This is a genomic window from Bacillus sp. P4_D3, assembly GCF_056401855.1.
This window is the reverse complement of record NZ_JBFUIN010000019.1, coordinates 1-22,667: the sequence shown is the minus strand read 5'-3', so window position 1 is coordinate 22,667 and position 22,667 is coordinate 1. Positions and strand designations below refer to the sequence as shown.

The following is a 22,667-nucleotide window of genomic DNA, read 5'->3' as shown; positions in this document are numbered from 1 at the left end:
CATATAAATTTATTGTTAACTGAGTCCTTTTAATATGAAAGAACTAAAGTTTTATAACAAAATGTTTTGCTGATTATTATATCATATGGAGCAGTGTTTGCAAACTACATCAAAATAGTAAAGCTAATGAGGATCGAGAACAACCCAAGTACGATACCGGTAATACAAATCGGATACGTCCATTTGAATGAATATGTTTTATAAATACGTTCTTTCTTATCGATAGGTTCCTCTGCTTCTTCAATTAAAGAGTCAATTTTTTTATTCGTACCAAATACTCTTTGGAATGCGTAAATTGTTACGTTAAAAAATCCATTTTGAAATATGAATAAAAAACCACCTATAAGAATAAAAATCAATGCAATATAGAATGAGATGTTGACAAAATTCAACAAAAACTGAGATGAAACGAGGAATGCGCCCACACTAGAAGCGATTATCGCAACCAAAAATAGTATACAAGTATGAAAAAAAACTTTATTCAAAATATTCCCCTCCGTCAAAATATTACTAGAATTATTATACTATAAAAGCTATAATAAGTAATATAAATAATTTTTTGAAAATTATACGCAATTGTGGTTCTAATTTCAAGATGATGGTAGCAATGTTAACCTATCCCTTTACGGAAAATTAAAAATATAAACATTTTATTAAAAATTTTAACAAAAAAATAAAAAACTATATTCACAATCGTCTAATTATATGTATAATGAAAATTGTAGAAACTTGGAGATTATTCTTTCAATTCTACTTTTCTACAAGTGAGGGTACAGGAAGTGCAATTAGGGGAGGCAACACAACATGAAGAAAAAGATACCGCTATTGCTTGCATCGACGTTGACAGTAAGTGTGCTAGGAGCCTGTAGTTATCAAAAAGATGATAATAAGGCAAGCGCGAAAGGATCCAGTACTTCAAATAAGCAAGTATTGAATCTAACAGAAACTGCTGAAATACCAACAATGGATACGACGTTATCAACGGATGCAGCATCTTCTAACATCATGAATAACACAATGGAAGGATTRTATCGTCTGGGGAAAGACGATAAACTTGTTCCGGGAGTCGCTAAATCTTCTGAGAAATCAGAAGATGGCAAAAAGTATGTATTTAAATTACGTGAAGATGCGAAATGGTCGAATGGTGAACCTGTAACAGCGAAAGACTTCGTTTATTCTTGGAGAAGAGCTGTTGATTCAAATACGGGTGCCAAATTTGCTTACATACTATTTGATGTGAAAAATGCAGAGAAAATTAATAAAAAAGAATTACCAGTTGAGGAACTTGGTGTAAAAGCAATTGATGATCACACACTTGAAGTGGAATTAGATAACCCTGTTCCTTATTTTGTAAGTTTAACAGTCTATCCAACATTTTATCCTTTGAATGAGAAGTTTGTAAAAGAACAAGGAACAAAATTTGGATTAGAATCCAATACGACACTTTATAATGGCCCATTCGTTTTAAATGAATGGAAACATGAACAAAGTTTCCACCTTAAGAAAAATCCAACGTATTGGGAAAATAAAGAAGTGAAGCTTGAGGAGATAAACTTCAATATTGTTAAGGATCGTTCAACTGCTATAAATTTATATGAAACGAAAGCGATTGATCGTGTAGTATTAACATCAGAATTTGTAGATAAATACAAATCAGATGCTGATTTTAAAACAATTAAGAGACCATCTACACAATTCATTCGTTTAAATGAAAAAAATAAATTTTTAGCAAATAAAAATATCCGAAAAGCAATTGCGATGTCCTTTGAACGTGAAAATATCGGAAAAGTTATCTTAAACGATGGTTCAGAAGGAATGTATGGTTTTGTTCCGAAAGGTTTGGCAAAAGGACCTAACGGAAAAGACTTCCGTGAAGAGAACGGAAAGCTTATAAAAGAGGATGTTAAAGAAGCTCAAAAATATTGGGAAGCTGGTAAAAAAGAACTTGGTGTAGACAAAGTAGAGTTAGAGTTATTAAACTTTGATACTGATGATGCCAAAAAAATCGGAGAGTATTTAAAGGGACAATTCGAAAAGAACTTACCAGGTTTAACAGTTTCAACAAAAATGCAGCCATTTGCACAAAAATTAAAACTTGAAGCAAGTGGAGATTATGCGATGTCATATGCGGGATGGAGTCCAGATTATATGGATCCAATGTCATTCCTTGAAATGTATACAACAGGTAATTCACAAAATAAAGTGAATTACGCAAATCCAGCTTATGATGAACTAATTAAGAAAGCCAAAACAGAAGTAGATGTACAAGCTCGTTGGGATGCTCTATTAAAAGCAGAACAACAACTGCTTGAAGATGCAGCGATTGCTCCAGTATATCAACCTGGAAAGGCATATTTACAACGTAGTTCAATTACAGGCCTATTAGAACATAAATACGGCGGAGAATTTAGCTATAAGTGGGTTGAACTCAAAAACTAAAAATGGTTTCCATCATGAATAAGGGTATATGCCTATGATGGGCGTGTGCTCTTATTTTAAAAAAATAAAAGTAAGAATATTTCAAACTATCTTATTGCTTTTGAGAAAAACGGGGAGGTGCTTGACTATGGGACGTTATGTATTAAAACGTTTCGTGTACATGGCTTTGACATTATTTTTAATTACTACACTGACTTTCTTCTTGATGAAATTACTTCCGGGTTCTCCGCTTAAAAACCAGGAGAAATTATCACCGGCACAAAAAGAAATCATTCTTGAAAAATATGGTTTAAATGATCCAGTACCAGTTCAATATGCACGTTACTTAGGTAACTTAGCGCAAGGTGATTTAGGGGTATCATTCCAATATGATAACCGCCCAGTAACAGACATGATTGTGGATCGCATTGGACCATCAGCACAACTTGGTTTACAAGCGATTATATTAGGAACATTTATCGGTTTACTTTTAGGAATTGTTGCGGCACTTCGTAATAATACATGGGTCGATTATAGTGCAACAGTTATTTCGGTACTCGGGATGTCGGTACCATCGTTCGTATTCGCCGCATTACTACAATATTTCGTAGGGGTAAAACTTGGCTGGTTCCCAGTAGCGTTCTGGAAAGGACCAGAGTTTACAGTAATGCCTACAATTGCATTATCGATGGGAGTTATCGCAACAATCGCACGTTTCTCTCGTGCAGAATTAATTGAAGTTATGCAGTCTGATTATATTTTAACAGCGAAAGCAAAAGGAATTAGTCAAGGCGTTATCATTGTCAAACACGCACTTCGTAACGCGTTAATTCCAGTTGTAACAATTTTAGGACCAATGGTTGCTGCATTAATTACAGGAACACTTGTTATCGAGCAAATTTATGCTGTACCAGGACTTGGGGAACAGTTCGTTAAATCTATTACAGTGAATGACTATACAGTTATTATGGGAACTACAATTTTCTATAGTGCGATCTTCATCTTAGTTATTTTCATTGTCGATATTTTATACGGAATTATTGATCCTCGTATTCGTTTAGCGGGAGGGAAAAAATGATGAAAGATGTACAAAAATTATCTCCAGATTTATTTCAACAAGCCAATCAAAATAATGTTGATAATGAAGTCATTGCCCGTCCAAGCTTAACGTTTTGGCAAGATGTACGAAGACGCTTGTTCCAACATAAAGGCGCGATGTTGGGTTTCGTATTATTGAGCATTATTGTACTACTAGCAATTTTTGGACCGATGGTAAGTAAACATTCTTATAAAGAGCAGGATTTAGGTCGTGCGAAAATGCCACCGAAAATTCCAGTGATTGAAAATATTCATTGGTTACCATTTGACGGCACAGATCAATATGGTGTTGACCAATATGCAAAACGTGATATTAAAGAGTACTTCTGGTTTGGTACAGATGATCTTGGCCGTGACTTATGGACAAGAACATGGGAAGGTACACGCGTATCATTATATATCGCTCTTTTAGCAGCAGCAATTGACCTAGTAATTGGGGTTGCATACGGGGGTATTTCAGCATTCTACGGCGGTAGAGTAGATAATATTATGCAACGTATTATGGAGATTATTAATGGTATTCCATACTTAATCATCGTTATTTTAATGGTAATCATTATGGGATCAGGTATTTGGTCGATTACACTTGCGATGGCAATTACAGGTTGGATAGGGATGTCGCGTATCGTTCGTGGACAGATCCTAAAATTAAAAAACCAAGAGTATGTATTAGCGTCTCGTACATTAGGTGCAACAAATACACAATTAATTGTGAAACACTTAATTCCAAACGTTATGGGACCAATTATCGTAATGACAATGTTTACAATTCCATCAGCGGTGTTTGGTGAGGCATTCTTAAGCTTCATCGGTTTAGGAATTCAGCCACCATTCGCATCACTTGGTTCTCTTGTAAATGATGGATATAAATCAATTCAAACGTATCCACACATGATGTTCATCCCTGCGGTTGTCATCAGTATGTTAATTCTAGCATTCAACTTAATGGCAGATGGATTACGCGATGCGTTAGATCCAAAAATGCGTAAGTAAACGAGGAGGGAGAAGTAAAAATGAAAACATTGTTAGAGGTAAAAGATTTACAAGTCTCCTTTGATACACATGCAGGTGAAGTACAAGCAGTGCGCGGAGTTACTTTTGATTTGAAAAAAGGGGAAACATTAGCGATTGTAGGAGAGTCTGGTTCTGGGAAATCAGTTACTTCTAAAGCGCTAATGGGATTAATCCCGAATCCTCCAGGCCGTATTAAAAATGGAGAGATTGTATTTGACGGTCGTGATTTAACGAAATTAACGGAAAAAGAAATGCAGCAAGTACGCGGTAAAGATATTGCGATGATTTTCCAAGATCCAATGACATCGTTAAATCCAACGATGACAATTGGTAATCAGATTATGGAAGGTCTTATTAAACACCAAGGGATGAGTAAAGCGGATGCACGTAAAGTCGCTTTAGAATTAATTGACCTTGTAGGTATTCCAAATCCAGAAGCTCGTTTAAAACAATATCCTCACCAATTCTCAGGTGGTATGAGACAGCGTGTAGTTATTGCTATGGCGTTAGCTTGTAATCCGAAATTATTAATTGCCGATGAGCCGACAACGGCTCTAGACGTTACAATTCAGGCGCAAATTTTAGAGCTTATGAAGGACATTCAGCAAAAAACAGAAGCAGCAATCATTTTCATTACGCATGACTTAGGTGTAGTGGCAAACGTCGCAGACCGAGTTGCGGTTATGTACGCTGGTAAAGTTGTTGAAATTGGAACTGTTGATGAAATTTTCTACAATCCACAACATCCATACACATGGGGCTTAATCGCATCTATGCCAAGCTTAGATGGTTCAGAGGACGAGCTATATGCGATTCCAGGAACGCCTCCAGACTTATTAAAACCGCCAAAGGGTGATGCTTTTGCACCACGTAACCCGCAGGCGCTGAAAATTGATTTTGAAATGGAACCACCTTTATTTAAAATAAGTGATACACATTATGCGGCAACTTGGTTACTTCATGAGCAAGCGCCAGAAGTAAAACCGCCAGCAGTTGTTGAAAAACGTATTCTTCAAATGAAAGCAGGTGAACAACATGACTAAACAACGTGAGAAATTAATTGAAGTAAAAAATGTGAAACAACACTTTGATGTGAGTGGTGGTGTTGTTAAAGCAGTTAATGATATTTCATTTGATATTTACCGCGGTGAAACATTTGGACTTGTAGGAGAATCTGGTTGTGGTAAGTCAACAACTGGAAGAACGATCATTCGTTTATACGATGCAACTGCCGGTGAAGTGTTGTTCGATGGTGAAAATGTACATGGGAAAAAATCACGCGCAGAACTTAAGAAGTTCAACCGTAAAATGCAAATGATTTTCCAAGATCCATATGCATCATTAAATCCTCGTATGACAGTAGGGGATATTATCGCAGAAGGTATTGATATTCACGGACTAGCAAAAGGTAAAAAAGAGCGTATGGACCGTGTTCACGAGCTGTTAAATACAGTTGGTTTAAATAAAGAGCACGCGAACCGTTTCCCGCATGAATTCTCAGGCGGACAACGTCAACGTATCGGTATCGCTCGTGCGCTAGCTGTAGAACCTGAATTTATCATTGCTGATGAACCAATCTCAGCACTTGACGTATCGATTCAGGCGCAAGTTGTAAACTTACTGAAACAGTTACAAAGAGAAAAAGGTTTAACATACTTATTCATCGCCCATGATTTATCGATGGTAAAATACATTAGTGATCGCATTGGTGTAATGTACCGTGGTCAAATCGTTGAGATGACAACAAGTGAAGAGTTATATGCGAATCCAATGCATCCATATACAAAATCACTACTATCAGCAATTCCACTTCCAGATCCAGATTATGAGCGCAATCGTAAACGTATCGTATACGACCCATCGCAGCATGATTATGGTAGTGAAGTGCCAACAATGCGCGAAATTCGCCCAGGACATTTCGTATTATGTTCTGAAGCAGAGTATAAGAAATATAAAGAAATCTATCAATAAAAAAGTAGAGCCATTCTTCTATTACAGAAGGATGGCTCTATTTTTTTATACTAGTTAAACTTAAGTTAGTATAAAGCGATTTTATCCAAGTTCTTTTTCTGTTTAAAGACAGCGAAGTAAGAGTTTCCGAGAATGAAGAAAAAGGCGACTGAAATCAGCCGCCTTTTCTTCATTTAGAAACACTTTTATTTTATTGCGCTTGAACAGAAACGCTCTCATCTTGCTCATCAGGTTTAACAAGTGCATAACTTTCCCACGATCTACTTCTCCATCGGAAGAACATAATAATCGCCCGCGTCCATTCATCGATAGCGATCGCTAGCCAAATACCAACGAGACCCATATCTAAATGGAAGGTGAAAAAGTAACCGAGTGGTAAGCTCATTAACACCATGGAGAATGCTCCGATTAAAACAGGATATTTGGCATCTCCAGCCGCACGAAGTGAATTAATGATGACGATGTTCATCGTCCGTCCTGTTTCCAGTAGTACACTTAGTAAAAGAACGCTTGCTCCTAGAGAGATAATATGAGGATTATCCGTAAATAATCCCATTAATTGTGTTCGGAATGTAACAACGAGAATGACCATAAATAGAGTTACACCAATCGCCCATTGTACACTTTTCCATACACGTGTGTACGCTTCATCTTTTTCATTTCCGCCAACTAGGCGTCCAACGATAATAGCTGTTCCCATACCGATAGCAATGGCGAATAAATAAGTGAACATGGAAATGTTAGTAGCGTATTGTCTTGCTGCTAACGATTCCGTACCTAAGTATGTTGCGTAATATAAGAAGACAATTTGACAAGCTTGATACATGACTTGCTCGAATGCCGATGGAATGCCGATCTTTAAAATTTTGCCAACGTATTCTTTTGATAAAGTGAAGTAATATTGTAATTTCACACGGTATTCCATAACGCGATACAGTAACCAGAAGAAAACGATAAGTGCGATTAACCGGCTGACAGCAGAAGAAATAGCAGCCCCTTGCACACCAAGTTCAGGGAAACCGAATTTCCCGAAAATAAGTACATAGTTTCCGGCGATATGAATAATATTCATTCCAAGCGAAACAAACATCGCTTGCTTTGTAAAGCCGTGAACGCGGATAATTGCGGCTAATGAGTTAATAATAGCTTGAAGGAAAATAGCTCCTCCGACGATGGATAGATAGCTTTGTGCATACGTTAATACATCGCCTTGTAAGTTCATTGCCATCATCATATGTTTTGAGAATAAAAGAAAACCGGCGCTTATAATGAGCCCGACTCCTAAATTTAATGTTACTGCTAATGCTGATATTTTTGATGCTTCCATAAAGCGTTTAGAACCGAKGTATTGGGATACAACGATAGCTGCACCATTCCCGATGACTTCTAGTACTAAAATCGCGATATGAAGGTATTGATTCGCTGCACCAACCCCAGATACAGCATCGTCTGATAATGCACTTAACATGAAAGTATCAGCGATCCCCATCAGCATAAAAAGAAAAACTTCTAGAAAAATAGGCCATGTTAATAAGAATAAACTTAATTTCTCTGTTGGCCCGTTTTTTGAGCGAATTGCTGTCATGTCCGTCCCCTCTTTACCGATATCTATTTTTAGCAAAGTGTATCGTAACACACTTTCATATCCTTTGCACTTATTTTAGCCTACATATTTTCAATATGAATAAACCTTCATTTTATGACAAAAAAGGAAGAATAATTATACGTAAGATATTATAGGATATAAAATTTGTTTTTCTCTGATAATTTAGAAAAGTATAAAATTCGATGTTTTTAACACTTTAGTCCAATAAATACGCAGTATGAAACGTTTACAAATATACTAAACGTTAACAGAAAATTTTAATAAAATAGAAATATAAATATACAAAGAATATTTTTGTGTGTATAATATGAATTATTAGAACATATATATATTTCTTTCTGTTTGAAAATGAAAGGGCTAACATTTTTTTGGAGGGGTGGAAGTATGAAAAAAAAGATACCAGTTTTTGTAGCATCAACAGTAGCAATGAGCATGATTTTAGGGGCATGTGGCTACCAAAAAGATGAACCGCAAGCGAACGCAAAAGGGGATAGCGGGAAAAGCGGTGCGAAGCAAGTTATTAACTTAATTGAAACACAAGAAATTCCAACGATGGACCCAGCGTTATCAGCTGATGCAGTTTCTTCAAAAGTAATGAACAATACGATGGAAGGTCTATATCGCCTTGGGAAAGACGATAAATTAGTTCCAGGTGTAGCGAAGGAATTCCAGAAGTCAGAAGACGGTAAAAAGTATACATTTAAATTACGTGAAGATGCAAAATGGTCAAATGGTGACCCTGTAACGGCGAAAGATTTCGTGTATGCATGGCAAAGAGCGATTAATCCAGATACAGCTGCGAAATCGGCGTACATTATGTACGATATAAAAAATGCTGAGAAAATTAATAAAAAAGAGATGAGTCCAGATCAATTAGGCGTGAAAGCGATTGATGATCATACATTAGAAGTAGAATTGGATAATTCTATTCCATATCTTGTTGATTTAATGGTCTATCCGATCTTCTATCCTGTTAATGAAAAGTATGTGAAAGAGCAAGGTGTGAAGTTTGGTTTAGAAGCAAATACAACACTCTATAACGGACCATTTACATTAAGTGATTGGCAACATGAACGTAGCTTCAAAATGACAAAGAGCCCATCATATTGGGACAATAAAGAAGTGAAGCTTGAGGAAGTAAACTTTAATATTGTAAAAGATACATCTACGCCAATTAATTTATATGAAACAAACGCAGTCGATCGAGCGACGTTATTAGCAGAGTTCATCGATAAATATAAAGGAAAACCAGATTTCAAAACGGTAGAAGATACTTCTGTATTCTTCCTTCGCTTAAATCAAAAAGACCCAGCTTTAGCAAATAAAAATATTCGTAAAGCAATTTCTCTTGGTTTTGACCGTAAACCATTCGTTGATACATTATTAAATAACGGTTCTAAGCCAGCGACGGGATTAATTCCTGACAATTTCATTAAAGGACCGGATAAACAAGATTTCCGTGCTGAAAATGGAGATATTGTAAAACCAAATGTAAAAGAAGCGAAAAAGTATTGGGAAGCTGGTAAAAAAGAGCTTGGTAAAAACGAAATTGAATTAGAGTTATTAAATGAAGATGTTGAATTATCGAAGAAAACTGGTGAATATTTAAAAGGTGAGTTAGAAAAGAATTTACCAGGATTAACAGTGAAAATTAAACAACAACCATTCGCGCAAAAACTAAAATTAGAAGATGCTGGCGATTATGTAATGTCATTCTCTGGATGGAGTGCAGACTTCCCGGATCCAGTTACATATCTTGATATGTTTGTAACTGATGGAGCGCAAAACAAAATGAAGTATTCTAATCCGAAGTACGATGAGATTATTATGAAAGCGAAAAAAGACGGAAGCGATGTAAATGCTCGCTGGAAAAACTTATTAGAAGCAGAAAAAATGTTACTTGATGATGCTGCGATTGTTCCAGTATATCAACGTGGTAGAGCATATTTACAAAGAGAAACAATTAAAGATATGTACAACCATAAGTATGGTGGCGAAGTAAGCTTCAAATGGGCATCAGTAGAGAAATAACAAAAAAAGCAGGTGATTACCTGCTTTTTTTAGTACGTACGTTTTTTATAAATGCCTTTTCCGCCAACTTGGTTCCAGCCAGATTGTACATCTAAACTTTTGTTAACAAACTTCATTTTTTCTTTCCCACCAAAGAGTTTTTCACCGATGCTATTTGTAATGACACCAATCAATGCTGTTATTCCGATGATGAGGGTAGCAACAATGATAAAATCAGTAAAAAAAGCGATCATATGCACATTCCCCCTTTGCCTGTCTTTATTTTTATTGTATGAGATAAATGGTAAAAAAGAAAGAAATGTCAGAAAAATATTCGATTTACTTTAGAAAGCATATAGACATGAGCGGGGAGATTTGTTAAAATGAGAACAAGTGTTCTTTTTGTTTCTAATCTTTAGAGTCTTACATTTCTCAATTGTTTTGTCGGGAAAAGGTAAGAAAACGTTCTCTTTTTAATGGGGAAGATTATGAAACTGTAATTGTATATCAAGTGAAAAGTATTGTAGAAAGCAAGTATCAAAAGGGTTGAAGGCCGTTGTTAAAGGACAGTTTTAATGAGTGTAATCATGTTACATAGCAGTGGAGTACACGGAGAATTTTTCTCAACTAGCAGTAAATTCACTGTATATTTCTTGCAAAAACTATTGTATAATGATTATAGAAGTTACTTATTAAAAGTAATTGTTGTTGCTTACATGAATTGCGATTTTTTACTTTGCTATAAGACAAGTTATCGCGAAAAATTGCGGAAGTTAGAAATTTAAACTGTAATTAGTACAGAATTTGTACTCTTTAAGGAGAGTGAGCTTTGTATGGTAACATTATATAGTTCTCCAAGCTGTACATCTTGTAGAAAGGCGAAATTATGGCTAGAGGAAAATCATATTCCTTATACAGAACGTAATATTTTCTCAGATCCATTAACGATTGATGAGATTAAAGAGATTTTACGTATGACAGAAAGCGGAACGGATGAGATTATTTCTACTCGTTCAAAAGTTTTCCAAGAATTGAATGTGAACTTAGAGTCTTTACCACTTCAAGATTTATATAAGATGATTCGTGACTATCCAGGTATTTTGCGTCGTCCAATTATGATTGACGAAAAACGCCTTCAAGTAGGTTACAACGAAGACGAAATCCGTCGTTTCCTACCACGTACAGTAAGAACGTTCCAATTACGTGAAGCACAGCGTCTTGTAAATTAATTATAATAATATGAAAACCTTCTACCTATTATAGAGTAGAAGGTTTTTTTTTACTGTTTAACATTACGTAATCGCACTTGTTGAACGATAAAGCCTATGCATAAAATCGTGAAAATGAACAAATAAGGGATACTTGCGGTAAAACTAGGATTATGATGAAAAAACGTTGCAAGTCTGTCTTCATGTGTAATCATTTTTCCTGCTGTATAGGCGAGAACTGCTGCTCCGCAATAAATGAGAAATGGAAAGCGTTCCATGAGTATTAAAATAAGTTTGCTTCCCCAAATGATGATCGGGATAGAAATGAATAAACCGATAATTACGAGTGAAAGTCTTCCGTGAGCTGCTCCTGCAATGGCAATAACATTGTCAAACCCCATAACGAGATCCGCGAATACAATTGTACGCACAGCTTGAAATAAAGTTGTTTTTCCTTTGATAGAAGAAAGATCGTTGTTATTATCAGTGAGTAAATTTACCGCAATTAATGTGAGTAAGATTCCGCCGATGAGTTGTAAAAATGGGATATCAAGTAAATAGACAGCTAGTATTGTGAGGAGAATTCGTAGCACAATTGCTAAAATAGTACCAATCAAAATGGCTTTATTTCGTTTTGCTTCAGGTAAATTTCGGCTAGCTAGTGCGATGACAATTGCGTTATCGCCACCTAGTACAACATCGATACCGACAATCATTAGTACAGATGTTAAAAACTCTAAGTCCATTCGTCTGCCTCCATTTATGATGTTTTAATAAGCGAAATATATGTATGTGGTGAAGAAAGTTTGTCTAGTTTTGATCCCGCGCCCCCCCGGGTACAAAATAATCACCTATAATAGAAGTTTCACTTTATTACAGTGTACGGGGGAATATGGGAATGTATGTCCAAATTTTTTGTGAACAGTGAATTGGTATAATGGTATATTTATCCCGATTAGTGCGAGCTAATAATCAGTGGAGGATGAAAAAAATACTGATTAATGTTTCACTTTATGTAAACGGTCGAATACAGATAGGTATATAACTATTTTTGTAAAATAAATCGATTTTATTTCCATTCTGGAGAATCTTATCATAAAATGAGAGTACAAGAATCTATTGTTTTGTCATATGAGTGGGGAATCCCTTCATAATAATTCTGAGCAGGAAGGGAGAGTTGTATTTTGGATATTGAAAGAATTAATGACCATACGATGAAATTTTTTATTACGTACATTGATATAGAGGACAGAGGGTTTAACCGTGAAGAAATTTGGTATGATCGCGAACGAAGTGAAGAGCTCTTTTGGGAGATGATGGACGAAGCTCGTGATCATGATGATTTCTTTGTCGATGGACCGTTATGGATTCAAGTGCAAGCAGTCGATAAGGGGATTGAAGTACTTGTAACGAAAGCGGAGCTTTCAAAGGATGGACAAAAGCTGGAACTACCAATAGGTGTGGATAAAATTATAGACATTCCTCTAGATGAAGGCATCGAATCATTATTCCAGCAAGAATTAGTGGAAGAGGTAGAAGAACAAGTAGGAACAAACTTTAATGAAGATGGTACGTTTGGCTTTTTAATTAAATTTAATGATTTTGAAGATGTCATTTCATTAAGTCATCGTCTTATCTTTGAAGATATAAAAGATGAATTGCATTCATTTGAGGACCGCTATTATGTATATGTGGAATTTGATGAAGTGCTACATGATGAAGAAGAGATTGATCGTATTTTAAGTATTGTTTTAGAATATGGAGAAGAATCTACTTTAACGATTCACCGTGTAAGTGAGTATGGGAAACAGGTTGTGAAAGAGCGTGCGCTTGAGACAATTCGCAACAATTTCCCTCCTAAAATGTAGGCCGATTTCTATAGTATGAAATCGGCTTTTTTTATGAAGAATAGGAAGGGTTTCTTATTTAGGGGGTAAGAGATGAAAAATACACTAAAACTACTTTTCTTTTTTCTACTACTGTTCGCATTATTTGTTTCATTACGCATGTTTATTGATGTAGCATTTTATTCGGATGTCATGGGGATAAAGGATGTTTCGATTTTAGGTATTATTAGTATTTTATTTACGGTTTCCGCATTTTTAATTGGATGTGTTATTTTCTTAGAAAACCGCCATCCGTCAAAAACACTTACGTGGTTAATCGTACTAGGTATTTTTCCAGTGTTCGGTTTCTTTGCTTATCTTTTATTTGGACAAAACTTTCGCAGAAAAAGAATGTTCCAAAAGAAGGCATTACTCGATGAACAGGCGTTTTTACAATATAAGGGACACGAAGATTACGAAGAACGGATTTTACGAAATCATAAGCATCAAGAATTGTTATTTCGTTTAGCAGATCGATTGGGTGCTTTAAATATTTCATTTCAAACTGAAACGAGGACATTAACAAATGGAGACGAAACGTTTCAGGCAATTTTAGATGGGTTAAATCGAGCGAAACACCACATTCATATGGAGTATTACATTGTGCGTGATGACAAGCTAGGTACAGAAATTAAAGATATTTTAATAAAAAAATCAAAAGAAGGCGTTGTCGTTCGTTTTTTATACGACGCGGTTGGAAGCTTTAAATTATCAAATTCGTATATTGAAGAATTGAATGATGCAGGAGTAGAAATGATTCCATTTTTCCCTGTGCGTTTTCCGATTTTAAACGATAAAATTAATTATCGAAACCACCGAAAAATCGTTATTATAGATGGAAATGAAGGGTTTGTAGGTGGATTAAATATTGGTGATGAGTATTTAGGGAAGGATAAATATTTCGGTTTTTGGCGAGACACGCATTTATATTTACGCGGTGAAGCAGTTCAAAGTTTACAGCTGATTTTCCTTCAAGACTGGTTTTATATGACTGGTGAGGCGGTATTAGCACCTGAATATTTACAAGTGGAAGCAGTTGAGGGTGATCATTGGGGCGGCGTCCAACWTGTTGGAGGTGGACCAGATAATAAATGGGAAACAATTAAACATTTATATTTTGCAATGATTGCTTCAGCTAGGAAATCGATTTGGATTGCAACACCATACTTTATTCCAGATGATGATATTTTATCTGCATTAAAAGTAGCTGCACTTGCTGGTATTGATGTTCGCTTGTTAATGCCAAGTAAGCCGGATAAGCGCACTGTCTTTTATGCATCAAGATCGTACTTTCCGGAGTTATTAGATGCAGGAGTAAAAATATATGAATATGAAAAAGGTTTTCTTCATAGTAAAGTCGTTATCGTGGATTCTGATCTCGCATCAATTGGGACAGCTAATATGGATATGAGAAGTTTTCATTTAAACTTTGAAGTAAATGCCTTTTTATATGATACAGATAGCATTCGAAAGCTCGTTCAAGATTTTAAAGACGATTTAGAAGAATCAAGTGAAATTCATGTTGACCGATTTCATAAGAGACGTCTTCATAGGCGGATTGTTGAATCGACGTATCGGTTATTATCACCCTTATTATAGAAAGAGATGTCCTAATTTAGGACATCTCTTTTTTTGAAAGGAATTTGTAGTAAATTGTAGAATACAAGGAGTTGAAAGGGTGTGATTGTGATGTTTATTGCAAGGAGAGAAAACGGAGAAAAAATTCATCTATTATATAACCGGGATGAAGAGCGTTTACGCGAAATGCGTAAACGAGAAAAATTCTTTTGTACAGCTTGCGGAAAAGAAGTGCAAATGAAATTAGGAAAACAGAAGAGCTGGCATTTTGCTCATAAGAAAGTGGATTCATGTCTTACCTTTTATGAAGCAGAATCTATGTATCATATGCACGGTAAAGAATTGTTATATAGATGGTTAAAACGTCAAGATTTTCATGTAGATATAGAACATTATCTACCAGTAATCAAGCAACGGCCAGATATTTACGTAGAGAGAGCGGATAGAAAAATTGCGATTGAATATCAATGTGCAAATCTCTCCGTAGAGCAGCTTTATAAGCGAACATATTCGTATTGGCAAGCTAGTATACAAGTCATCTGGATAATCGGTGGAAATCAGTTGAAAAAGCAATCCGCCTATTGGATGACATTCTCCTCCCTTATGGCGTTCTCCTTACAACCTTATCCTCAGCCATTTCTTATTTTCTTTTGTCCGAAACAAAAATCGTTTATGAAATGCGCGTTTATCACTCCGTTTTCTACAAATGTTTCTTTCTCACATACTATTTATTTACCAACCGATACGACTACTATTGACATGCTCTTTTCTCCCGTTCCTTTCCGGAAAGAGGTATTAGGACAAGAATGGAAGAGAAAAAAGAACCATTTTCGGCAAAACGCTCTATCCATCTGGAATTATAATCATAAGTCACTACTCCGCCTCTTATATCAATATAAATGTACTCCAGCGAGTTTTCCTTCTGAAATCGGTGTTCCGCTCCCATCCTCATTTGCTTTTCAAACAAATCCATTTATATGGCAAGCTTCTCTTTATATGAAGTGTATAGGTATGCTTAAGGTAGGGGAGTATATTTCTCTGCAATACGTATGTAACTATGTRGCAAAGTATACGAAGAGGCGTCTACTTCCGTATTTTGCACAACATATATGGAAGGTAGCAGTTGCGGAGTATATGACATTTTTATGTTATGTAGGTGTATTAATAAAAATAGGTATTAATAAGTATCGGAAAATAAGAGATATTGTATTGGTAAAAACAGAGGAAGAAATTATGAAATATGATGAAATTTGCTTAGCGCATGCACTATCTCTATTTGAGACAAAGTACAACATGAGAGAGGGAAAAGGGGATATAATAAAGACTGATCGTGAAGGAATTACATAAGAAAAATCGAATTGTACTTAAGTAGAGATATTATAAGGAGGGCTTAAAGAATGGCTGAAAAAAATACAGTGAAATCATTACCAAATCGCAATGAGATTGAAGAAGCAAACACATGGCGATTAGAAGATATTTTCCAAACAGATGCAGAATGGGAAAAAGAATTCCAAGCTATTAAAGAGCTATTGCCAAAGTTAACTGAATTTAAAGGGAAGCTTGGCGACTCTGCAGACAATTTGCTTGAGGCATTGCAATATGAAGATGAAATTTCAATGCGACTAGGTAAGCTATATACATATGCACATATGCGTTACGATCAAGATACAACAAACTCTGTGTATCAAGCATTAAATGATCGCGCAACAAATTTATACTCACAAGTATCTAGTAGCACAGCTTATATCGTACCTGAAATTTTATCTATTTCAGAAGATACATTGCAAACTTTCTTACAAGAAAATCGAGAACTAAGTGTATATGAGCATGCATTAGAAGAAATTACACGTCAACGCCCGCACGTATTATCTGAGGCAGAAGAAGCGTTATTAGCAGAAGCATCTGAAGTGATGAGTGCATCAAGTAATACATTCGGTATGTTGAATAATGCGGATTTGAAATTCCCATCTATTAAAGGTGAGGATGGAGAAGAGGTAGAAATAACACATGGTCGTTACATTCAATTTTTAGAAAGTGATGATCGTCGTGTACGCGAAGATGCATTCAAAACTGTACATGAAACATACGGGAAATATAAGAACACATTTGCAAGTACGCTAAGCGGGGCTGTGAAACGTAATAATTTCAATGCGCGCGTTCGTAAATACGATTCTGCACGTCAAGCTGCATTAAGTAATAATAATATTCCTGAGGCGGTGTATGATCAACTTATTGAATCGGTAAATGATAATTTACACTTACTACATCGATACATTGATATTCGTAAGCGTGCTCTAGGTCTTGATGAGCTTCATATGTACGATTTATATACACCACTTGTACCAGAAGTGAAAATGAATGTGAAGTATGAAGAGGCGCAAGAAATGTTATTGAAATCTTTAAATGTACTTGGTGATGAATATGTTGAAATTTTAAAAGAAGCATATGAAAATCGCTGGGTAGATGTATATGAGAATAAAGGAAAACGAAGCGGAGCATATTCATCTGGTGCATACGGAACAAATCCGTATATTTTAATGAACTGGCATGATAATGTAAATAATTTATTTACACTTGCTCATGAGTTTGGTCATTCAGTGCATAGTTACTATACAAGGAAGACACAACCGCACGTATATGGTGATTATTCAATCTTCGTTGCAGAAGTAGCTTCAACTTGTAATGAAGCGCTTCTAAATGATTACTTATTGAAGACGACAGAAGATAAGAAAGAGCGTCTATATTTATTAAATCACTATTTAGAAGGATTCCGTGGTACTGTATTCCGTCAAACAATGTTTGCAGAGTTCGAGCATATCATTCATAAAAAAGTACAAGAAGGACATGCTGTTACGCCAGATATGTTAACGGAGATTTACTACGATTTAAATAAGAAATATTTCGGGGACGCTTTAGTAATTGATAAAGAAATCGGTTTAGAATGGTCTCGTATTCCGCACTTCTATTACAACTATTACGTATATCAATACGCAACAGGATTTAGTGCAGCGACAGCTTTGTCAAAACAAATTTTAGAAGAGGGACAACCAGCAGTAGAACGTTACATTAACGAATTCTTAAAAGCTGGAAGCTCTGATTACCCAATTGAAGTGTTGAAAAAAGCAGGAGTAGATATGGCATCGCCAGAACCCGTAAAAGAAGCATTACAAGTATTTGAAGAGAAGTTAAATGAATTAGAAGCACTATTGTTTGAAGAGAAATAATGAGAAAAGACGAGGGATTTTATCCTCGTCTTTTTTGTTTGGAACATTTTCTCAAAAGTATACCGTGTCGATATTTGTCGAATAATTAAGGTGATTTTCTTTACTTTTTCTACATTAGAAGGAATTTTTACGACTTATTTTTGTAGTTAAAATCCTTTAAATCGTTTTCTATAGTTGAAATAAGAGACAGCGATGACGATAACTCCGAATAAAAGAGGGAAGGCAATAATTTTAGGGAAAGCTTGTAATAGAGAGAGGATATACAAGAAAAAAGAAACAATAACACATAGAAAGATAAGAAATATATGAGACTTTTTCATAAGGAAACCTCCTAAATTGCTTTTTTTATAGCTTATTCAAGAATGAAAACGTTTAGAATGTGACAAAAGTGTGAAATTCGACAAAAGGGGTTGTCATCTGACGTCGAATCTTGTAATATAATAAGCGTGAACGAATTCACATACAAACATATACCCCTTTGTTTGAACGTGAAAATTTCTCCCATCCCCTTTAATATTTTTATAAGCCGTAAAGAAGAAGACCTGGTGTTTACACCAGGTCTTCTTCTTTTGCTATCCATTTCCAATAACGCTCGCACTTCACTTCAATCATTTGTACTTTTCGTTTTAGTTGTAATTTCTTTAGTTCACGCTCTATTTCTTGTTGAGGGCAGTCATATATAAATGAGATTTCCTTTGAAGAAATAAATTGTGTTGCTTCTAGTAATACTTCTAAAGGAGGTAATGGCTCTGGCTCAATCTCGCATTTTACAAGTTCTTTTAATAGCTGTACGTATACATCATAGGAATAAATTCCCGCGATTTTAATACCTTCCTCATCTGAATTTGCATGAAAAAATAGGAGGGAAGGTATTTCTGTAATATGCATCTCATTTGTGAATTTTAGGTCGCATTGGAAAGCTTTTTTTGCGCTAACTGAGTGTAGGTCTTTTTTAAATTCCTCTACATCAATGCCACTATCTTTAGCGCATTTCAACAATAATTCACAGTCAGGGTTTGATACATTTTCAAGAAGAATGTATTCTTGGAGTTTTCGCAAAAATTTCGAACCTGCTTTTCGGCCTTGCAACTCCGCCGCCTTAATTGCCATCGAAACTAAATATGGTGTTGACGATGCCTCTTGCATATGTACTTTTCCATCACATGAAAACCCTTGTAAACTTGTTGTTTTTTCCCACACAAATCGAATATTAGCAGGTTTATTCCATTTGTGTGAGGAAGCGTTTGCTCCGTCCACTTTTCCTGTTACGATATGACGAATAGAGAAGTATTTCCCATACTCAAGCCATAGTTTAATAATAAATGGCTCGATATCCCAGCAATCTTTACAAAGTGGATCAATAAATAAATATGCTTCTACAGATTTATGCTCGCATGTGGAAGGAGAAGGCATATTTATATGCTTTGCTTCCTGCTTATCCATTACACTTCACCTGTTTCATTTGGAGTATTGACCATATGTTGAGCAGTTAATGCTAAACGTTCAAAAACAAACTCTCTTATATGACCGTGCACTCCTGTATCATCCATTGCTTGCTCCATACATGATAGCCAAGCTTCTGCACGTTTTGGAGTAATCTCAAACGGAAGATGGCGTGCTCTTAGCATAGGATGACCATGTTCTTCAGTGTATAAATTAGGACCACCTAAATATTGTGTTAAAAATTGTTTCTGCTTCCTAGCAGTTTCTGTTAAATCATCCGGGAAGATCGGAGATAAGTCAGGGTGTTCACTGACATAGGAATAAAATGTATCCACTAATGTTGCAATGCATTGTTCACCGCCAATTGCTTCAAATGGTGTCATCGGTTGCTTGCTCATCCTTTATAAACTCCTTTTTCCATGAAATGTATATCTATTGTAGCAATGGAATGTTATGAAGGGCAACTAAACAGCCTTCATAACATTCTTTGCTTATTCTATATGTTGCTAATAAATCTGCACTTTCCAAAAAGGTGAAACATAGCCACCAGTAAATCACTTCTGCACTGATGGAAATTTTACTTTAGCGCTCTTCGTTTTGTTTGGCAAGGAAAAAGCGTTTTACTTTGTTGTTTGTATGACGAACTGGTACGTTATGTTGCTTTAATAACCTTATAAATGCTGCTTTACCGGTCTTTTCATCTTGCACTTCGTATTCAATTTCATAATCATCGTGATTGTAATAGAAACTATGATCAAAGACAAGCGTTCCGCCTTCAAATAATGTTTCAGCTCTTTCTGTTGTTAAACTACCCATATAAGTTAAAGAGGAAACGGGAATTTGTAATTTGTGTAGCTGATCCATTACAGTTCCTTGAATGAGTGCGTTTGTTTCCATCATAAGTTTTGCTTCTTTTTCTGTTACAGACTGATGAGTTTCTAATAAACCAATTTCAGCAGGTTGTTTTAATGTTAATGTATAAGTTCCATCTTTATGACGAATACGAAGTGCAGAGCCTGCATCTTTTAAAGAGAAGTGAGGTGTTTCAAAGTAGTGATTCACTTGTTTTGTAAATGCTTCAATAGAAAAAGATTTGCATAATGTTTGGAATTCTTCCTCTGTAACCATATTTTTAAATTCAATTTCAATTTCTTGTGTCATTTTATGCGCTCCTTTTGAAAAATAATTCTTTCCACATTATCGCTTTTTCGCAAATTTGGTTCAATGTTTTATTTGTTTGCGTCCATGTTATGATACAATAATACTGTTAAGTAAGACAGGAAGTTGAGATGGAGGAGTTTGAGCATGCAAAATAAAATTCAAGTTAAGAGCGTAGAAATGAGAGAGAATGCGCTTATTTTTTGTGCGGAAAATACTGAAATAGAGGTAAAGGAGTTAAGTGCGCGTAATCACGTACTTGTAGACTCAGACAATTTATCATTTTTATATATCTTAGAAAATGAATCATCTTTCATTTATGTAAGTATTCCGCATACATGCTGGGAAGCAATGCATGAAGCGATGAATAAAGATACAGCGATGTTTATTCGCGTGAATGATGTTGAAATAGAATTAGAAGGATTAAAAGAAGAAGTAGAATATTTAGTTGAAAATATTGAAGGTAATGCAAATTACGGAGAAGAACTAGTAACTGCTGTAGAAAAAGTGTTTCTATAAGTAAATGGATTGATTTTGGTGGTGGTTGAAATGAATCGTAATTGGGAAGAATTTTTAGCGCCTTATCACCAAGCGGTGGCGGAGCTGAAAGTGAAACTAAAAGGAATGCGTACTCAATTTGCAATGTTAACGGAGCATTCTCCAATTGAGTTTGTAACAGGAAGGGTAAAGTCGGTTGCAAGTATTATTGATAAAGCGGAGAAGAGAAGTGTACCGCTAGACCGAATTAGAGAAGATATGCAGGACATCGCGGGCCTTCGAATGATGTGTCAATTTGTTGATGAGATTAAGCCTGTTGTAGAATATCTTCGAAAACGAAATGATTTTGAAATTGTGGAAGAACGTGATTATGTAACGCAAAAGAAAGATAGCGGCTATCGCTCTTACCACGTTGTCATTAGTTATCCTGTTCAAACGATACAGGGAGAAAAAAAAGTGTTAGTGGAAATTCAAATTCGCACGTTAGCAATGAATTTTTGGGCAACGATTGAGCATTCTTTAAATTACAAATATAGTGGACGTTTTCCTGAAGATATTAAAATACGCTTACAACGTGCAGCGGAAGCGGCGTTTTTATTAGATGAAGAAATGTCTTCCATTCGTCTTGAAATTCAAGAAGCGCAAAAGGTCTTTTCACGAAAGCAGGAAACGAAAGATTCTGAATCATAAACTAAAGGGTGTTGGGCGATGAAATTTACAATTATGTCAAAGGGAGATCAATCATCAGATACACTAGCAAGTACGATGAAAGAATACTTGCTAGATTTTGGGTTTACAATGGATGAAAAGGAACCTGATATTGTAATTTCTGTTGGCGGAGATGGAACGCTTTTATATGCATTCCATCGTTACTATAATCGATTAGATGAAACCGCATTTGTTGGTGTACATACAGGACATTTAGGTTTCTATGCAGATTGGTTACCAACGGAAGTAGAGAAGTTGGTGATTGCAATCGCTAAAACACCGTTCCAAGTGGTTGAATATCCACTTTTAGAAGTGATTATTCGCTATGTGAATGGTAGTAAAGAGTCGCAGTATTTGGCGATGAATGAAGCGACTGTAAAAAGTGCAGAAGGTACATTAGTAACAGAAGTGGAAATACGCGGAGAGTATTTCGAAACGTTTCGCGGAGATGGTCTTTGTATTTCTACTCCTTCAGGAAGTACCGCGTATAATAAGGCGCTTGGCGGAGCAATTATTCACCCTTCTATTGAAGCGATTCAAATTGCAGAAATGGCATCTATCAACAATCGTGTATTTCGTACGGTAGGTTCGCCGCTCGTGCTGCCGAAGCATCATACATGCGTTTTAAAGCCGGCTGCAGGAATGAACTTGCAAATTACGGTGGATCATTTGACGATGGTTCATCAAGATGTGAAATCAATTCAGTATCGCGTTGCAAACGAGAAAGTACGATTTGTTCGTTTCCGTCCGTTCCCATTCTGGAAACGTGTTCGTGACTCGTTTGTTGCAGATAAATAGAGAGGGTTTATATATTTGAACAGATTTACATTGAAATGGGATATAGGGC

General features: G+C 35.8%; 21 protein-coding genes and 1 other annotated feature (1 of these 22 running past the window's edge). Of the genes, 14 read left to right on the top strand and 7 right to left on the bottom strand.

The window, feature by feature from the left end:
• Positions 1-3, bottom strand: a binding site (T-box leader) (it extends 215 nt beyond the left edge of the window).
• Positions 4-104: 101 nt separating this feature from the next.
• Positions 105-485, bottom strand: a complete 381-nt coding sequence (locus AC1DTM_RS05845; RefSeq protein ID WP_002158891.1) for a DUF3899 domain-containing protein — start codon at positions 483-485, stop codon at positions 105-107.
• Between the two features lie 319 nt (positions 486-804).
• Between AC1DTM_RS05845 and AC1DTM_RS05840 the strand changes: the two genes are divergently transcribed.
• From AC1DTM_RS05840 to AC1DTM_RS05820, 5 genes are all read left to right on the top strand, one after another.
• Positions 805-2,439, top strand: a complete 1,635-nt coding sequence (locus AC1DTM_RS05840) for a peptide ABC transporter substrate-binding protein (RefSeq protein ID WP_016104175.1) — start codon at positions 805-807, stop codon at positions 2,437-2,439.
• A gap of 127 nt (positions 2,440-2,566) precedes the next feature.
• Positions 2,567-3,496 (top strand): oligopeptide ABC transporter permease, encoded by a 930-nt coding sequence (opp3b, locus tag AC1DTM_RS05835; protein WP_000534171.1) that lies wholly within the window; start codon positions 2,567-2,569, stop codon positions 3,494-3,496.
• Entirely contained in the window at positions 3,493-4,509 is a 1,017-nt protein-coding gene (opp3C, locus tag AC1DTM_RS05830) for an oligopeptide ABC transporter permease (protein ID WP_016104176.1), read from the top strand. The genes opp3b and opp3C overlap by 4 nt, the downstream gene beginning before the upstream one ends.
• Before the next feature lie 20 nt (positions 4,510-4,529).
• Positions 4,530-5,573: an ABC transporter ATP-binding protein gene (locus AC1DTM_RS05825; RefSeq protein WP_016104177.1), complete on the top strand. Its 1,044-nt coding sequence runs from the start codon at positions 4,530-4,532 to the stop codon at positions 5,571-5,573.
• Positions 5,566-6,501, top strand: coding sequence for an ABC transporter ATP-binding protein (locus tag AC1DTM_RS05820; protein ID WP_088077991.1), 936 nt, complete (start codon positions 5,566-5,568; stop codon positions 6,499-6,501). Before AC1DTM_RS05825 ends, AC1DTM_RS05820 begins: the two co-directional genes overlap by 8 nt.
• Positions 6,502-6,691: 190 nt before the next feature.
• Here AC1DTM_RS05820 and AC1DTM_RS05815 read toward each other — a convergent pair whose 3' ends face one another.
• Complete coding sequence (locus AC1DTM_RS05815) at positions 6,692-8,137, bottom strand: MATE family efflux transporter (protein ID WP_477000084.1); 1,446 nt, start codon at positions 8,135-8,137, stop codon at positions 6,692-6,694.
• Between the two features lie 354 nt (positions 8,138-8,491).
• Between AC1DTM_RS05815 and AC1DTM_RS05810 the strand changes: the two genes are divergently transcribed.
• Positions 8,492-10,138 carry a peptide ABC transporter substrate-binding protein gene (locus AC1DTM_RS05810; protein WP_002158887.1) on the top strand — a complete coding sequence of 549 codons (1,647 nt, stop codon included), beginning with the start codon at positions 8,492-8,494 and terminating at the stop codon, positions 10,136-10,138.
• Positions 10,139-10,167: 29 nt separating this feature from the next.
• Here AC1DTM_RS05810 and AC1DTM_RS05805 read toward each other — a convergent pair whose 3' ends face one another.
• Positions 10,168-10,371, bottom strand: coding sequence for a hypothetical protein (locus AC1DTM_RS05805; protein WP_000559981.1), 204 nt, complete (start codon positions 10,369-10,371; stop codon positions 10,168-10,170).
• A gap of 579 nt (positions 10,372-10,950) precedes the next feature.
• Between AC1DTM_RS05805 and spx the strand changes: the two genes are divergently transcribed.
• Positions 10,951-11,346, top strand: a complete 396-nt coding sequence (gene spx / locus AC1DTM_RS05800) for a transcriptional regulator Spx (RefSeq protein ID WP_002011348.1) — start codon at positions 10,951-10,953, stop codon at positions 11,344-11,346.
• A gap of 50 nt (positions 11,347-11,396) precedes the next feature.
• Here the strand turns inward: spx and AC1DTM_RS05795 are convergent, their stop codons facing one another.
• Positions 11,397-12,071, bottom strand: a complete 675-nt coding sequence (locus AC1DTM_RS05795) for a TerC family protein (protein WP_002158886.1) — start codon at positions 12,069-12,071, stop codon at positions 11,397-11,399.
• Between the two features lie 438 nt (positions 12,072-12,509).
• On the opposite strand from AC1DTM_RS05795, the gene mecA reads away from it, so the two are divergent.
• The 4 genes from mecA to pepF all read left to right on the top strand — a co-directional run bounded on the left by mecA (position 12,510) and on the right by pepF (position 18,013).
• Positions 12,510-13,193: an adaptor protein MecA gene (mecA, locus tag AC1DTM_RS05790; RefSeq protein ID WP_002201376.1), complete on the top strand. Its 684-nt coding sequence runs from the start codon at positions 12,510-12,512 to the stop codon at positions 13,191-13,193.
• 72 nt (positions 13,194-13,265) lie between these two features.
• On the top strand, positions 13,266-14,810 hold the full coding sequence (locus tag AC1DTM_RS05785; RefSeq protein ID WP_477000083.1) for a cardiolipin synthase: 1,545 nt from the start codon (positions 13,266-13,268) through the stop codon (positions 14,808-14,810).
• A 90-nt stretch (positions 14,811-14,900) separates the two neighbouring features.
• Positions 14,901-16,136 carry a competence protein CoiA gene (locus tag AC1DTM_RS05780; protein ID WP_033714752.1) on the top strand — a complete coding sequence of 412 codons (1,236 nt, stop codon included), beginning with the start codon at positions 14,901-14,903 and terminating at the stop codon, positions 16,134-16,136.
• Between the two features lie 50 nt (positions 16,137-16,186).
• Positions 16,187-18,013 carry an oligoendopeptidase F gene (gene pepF / locus AC1DTM_RS05775; protein WP_002158883.1) on the top strand — a complete coding sequence of 609 codons (1,827 nt, stop codon included), beginning with the start codon at positions 16,187-16,189 and terminating at the stop codon, positions 18,011-18,013.
• A 549-nt stretch (positions 18,014-18,562) separates the two neighbouring features.
• Here pepF and AC1DTM_RS05770 read toward each other — a convergent pair.
• The 3 genes from AC1DTM_RS05770 to AC1DTM_RS05760 all read right to left on the bottom strand — a co-directional run bounded on the left by AC1DTM_RS05770 (position 18,563) and on the right by AC1DTM_RS05760 (position 20,617).
• Entirely contained in the window at positions 18,563-19,456 is an 894-nt protein-coding gene (locus AC1DTM_RS05770; RefSeq protein ID WP_016104182.1) for a ClpXP adapter SpxH family protein, read from the bottom strand.
• A complete protein-coding gene (locus tag AC1DTM_RS05765; RefSeq protein WP_000043388.1) occupies positions 19,456-19,854 on the bottom strand; it encodes a globin domain-containing protein in 399 nt (132 codons plus the stop codon). The genes AC1DTM_RS05770 and AC1DTM_RS05765 overlap by 1 nt, the downstream gene beginning before the upstream one ends.
• Before the next feature lie 184 nt (positions 19,855-20,038).
• Positions 20,039-20,617 carry a CYTH domain-containing protein gene (locus tag AC1DTM_RS05760; RefSeq protein WP_002158881.1) on the bottom strand — a complete coding sequence of 193 codons (579 nt, stop codon included), beginning with the start codon at positions 20,615-20,617 and terminating at the stop codon, positions 20,039-20,041.
• Positions 20,618-20,761: 144 nt separating this feature from the next.
• Here AC1DTM_RS05760 and AC1DTM_RS05755 point away from each other — a divergent pair, with 144 nt between their 5' ends.
• From AC1DTM_RS05755 to AC1DTM_RS05745, 3 genes are read left to right on the top strand one after another with little or no spacing between them, the layout of a single operon-like run.
• Complete coding sequence (locus AC1DTM_RS05755) at positions 20,762-21,133, top strand: UPF0738 family protein (RefSeq protein ID WP_002149812.1); 372 nt, start codon at positions 20,762-20,764, stop codon at positions 21,131-21,133.
• Positions 21,134-21,163: 30 nt separating this feature from the next.
• Complete coding sequence (gene yjbM / locus AC1DTM_RS05750) at positions 21,164-21,802, top strand: GTP diphosphokinase (protein WP_002158880.1); 639 nt, start codon at positions 21,164-21,166, stop codon at positions 21,800-21,802.
• Positions 21,803-21,820: 18 nt separating this feature from the next.
• Positions 21,821-22,618: an NAD kinase gene (locus AC1DTM_RS05745; protein ID WP_000673196.1), complete on the top strand. Its 798-nt coding sequence runs from the start codon at positions 21,821-21,823 to the stop codon at positions 22,616-22,618.
• Positions 22,619-22,667 lie beyond the last annotated feature (49 nt).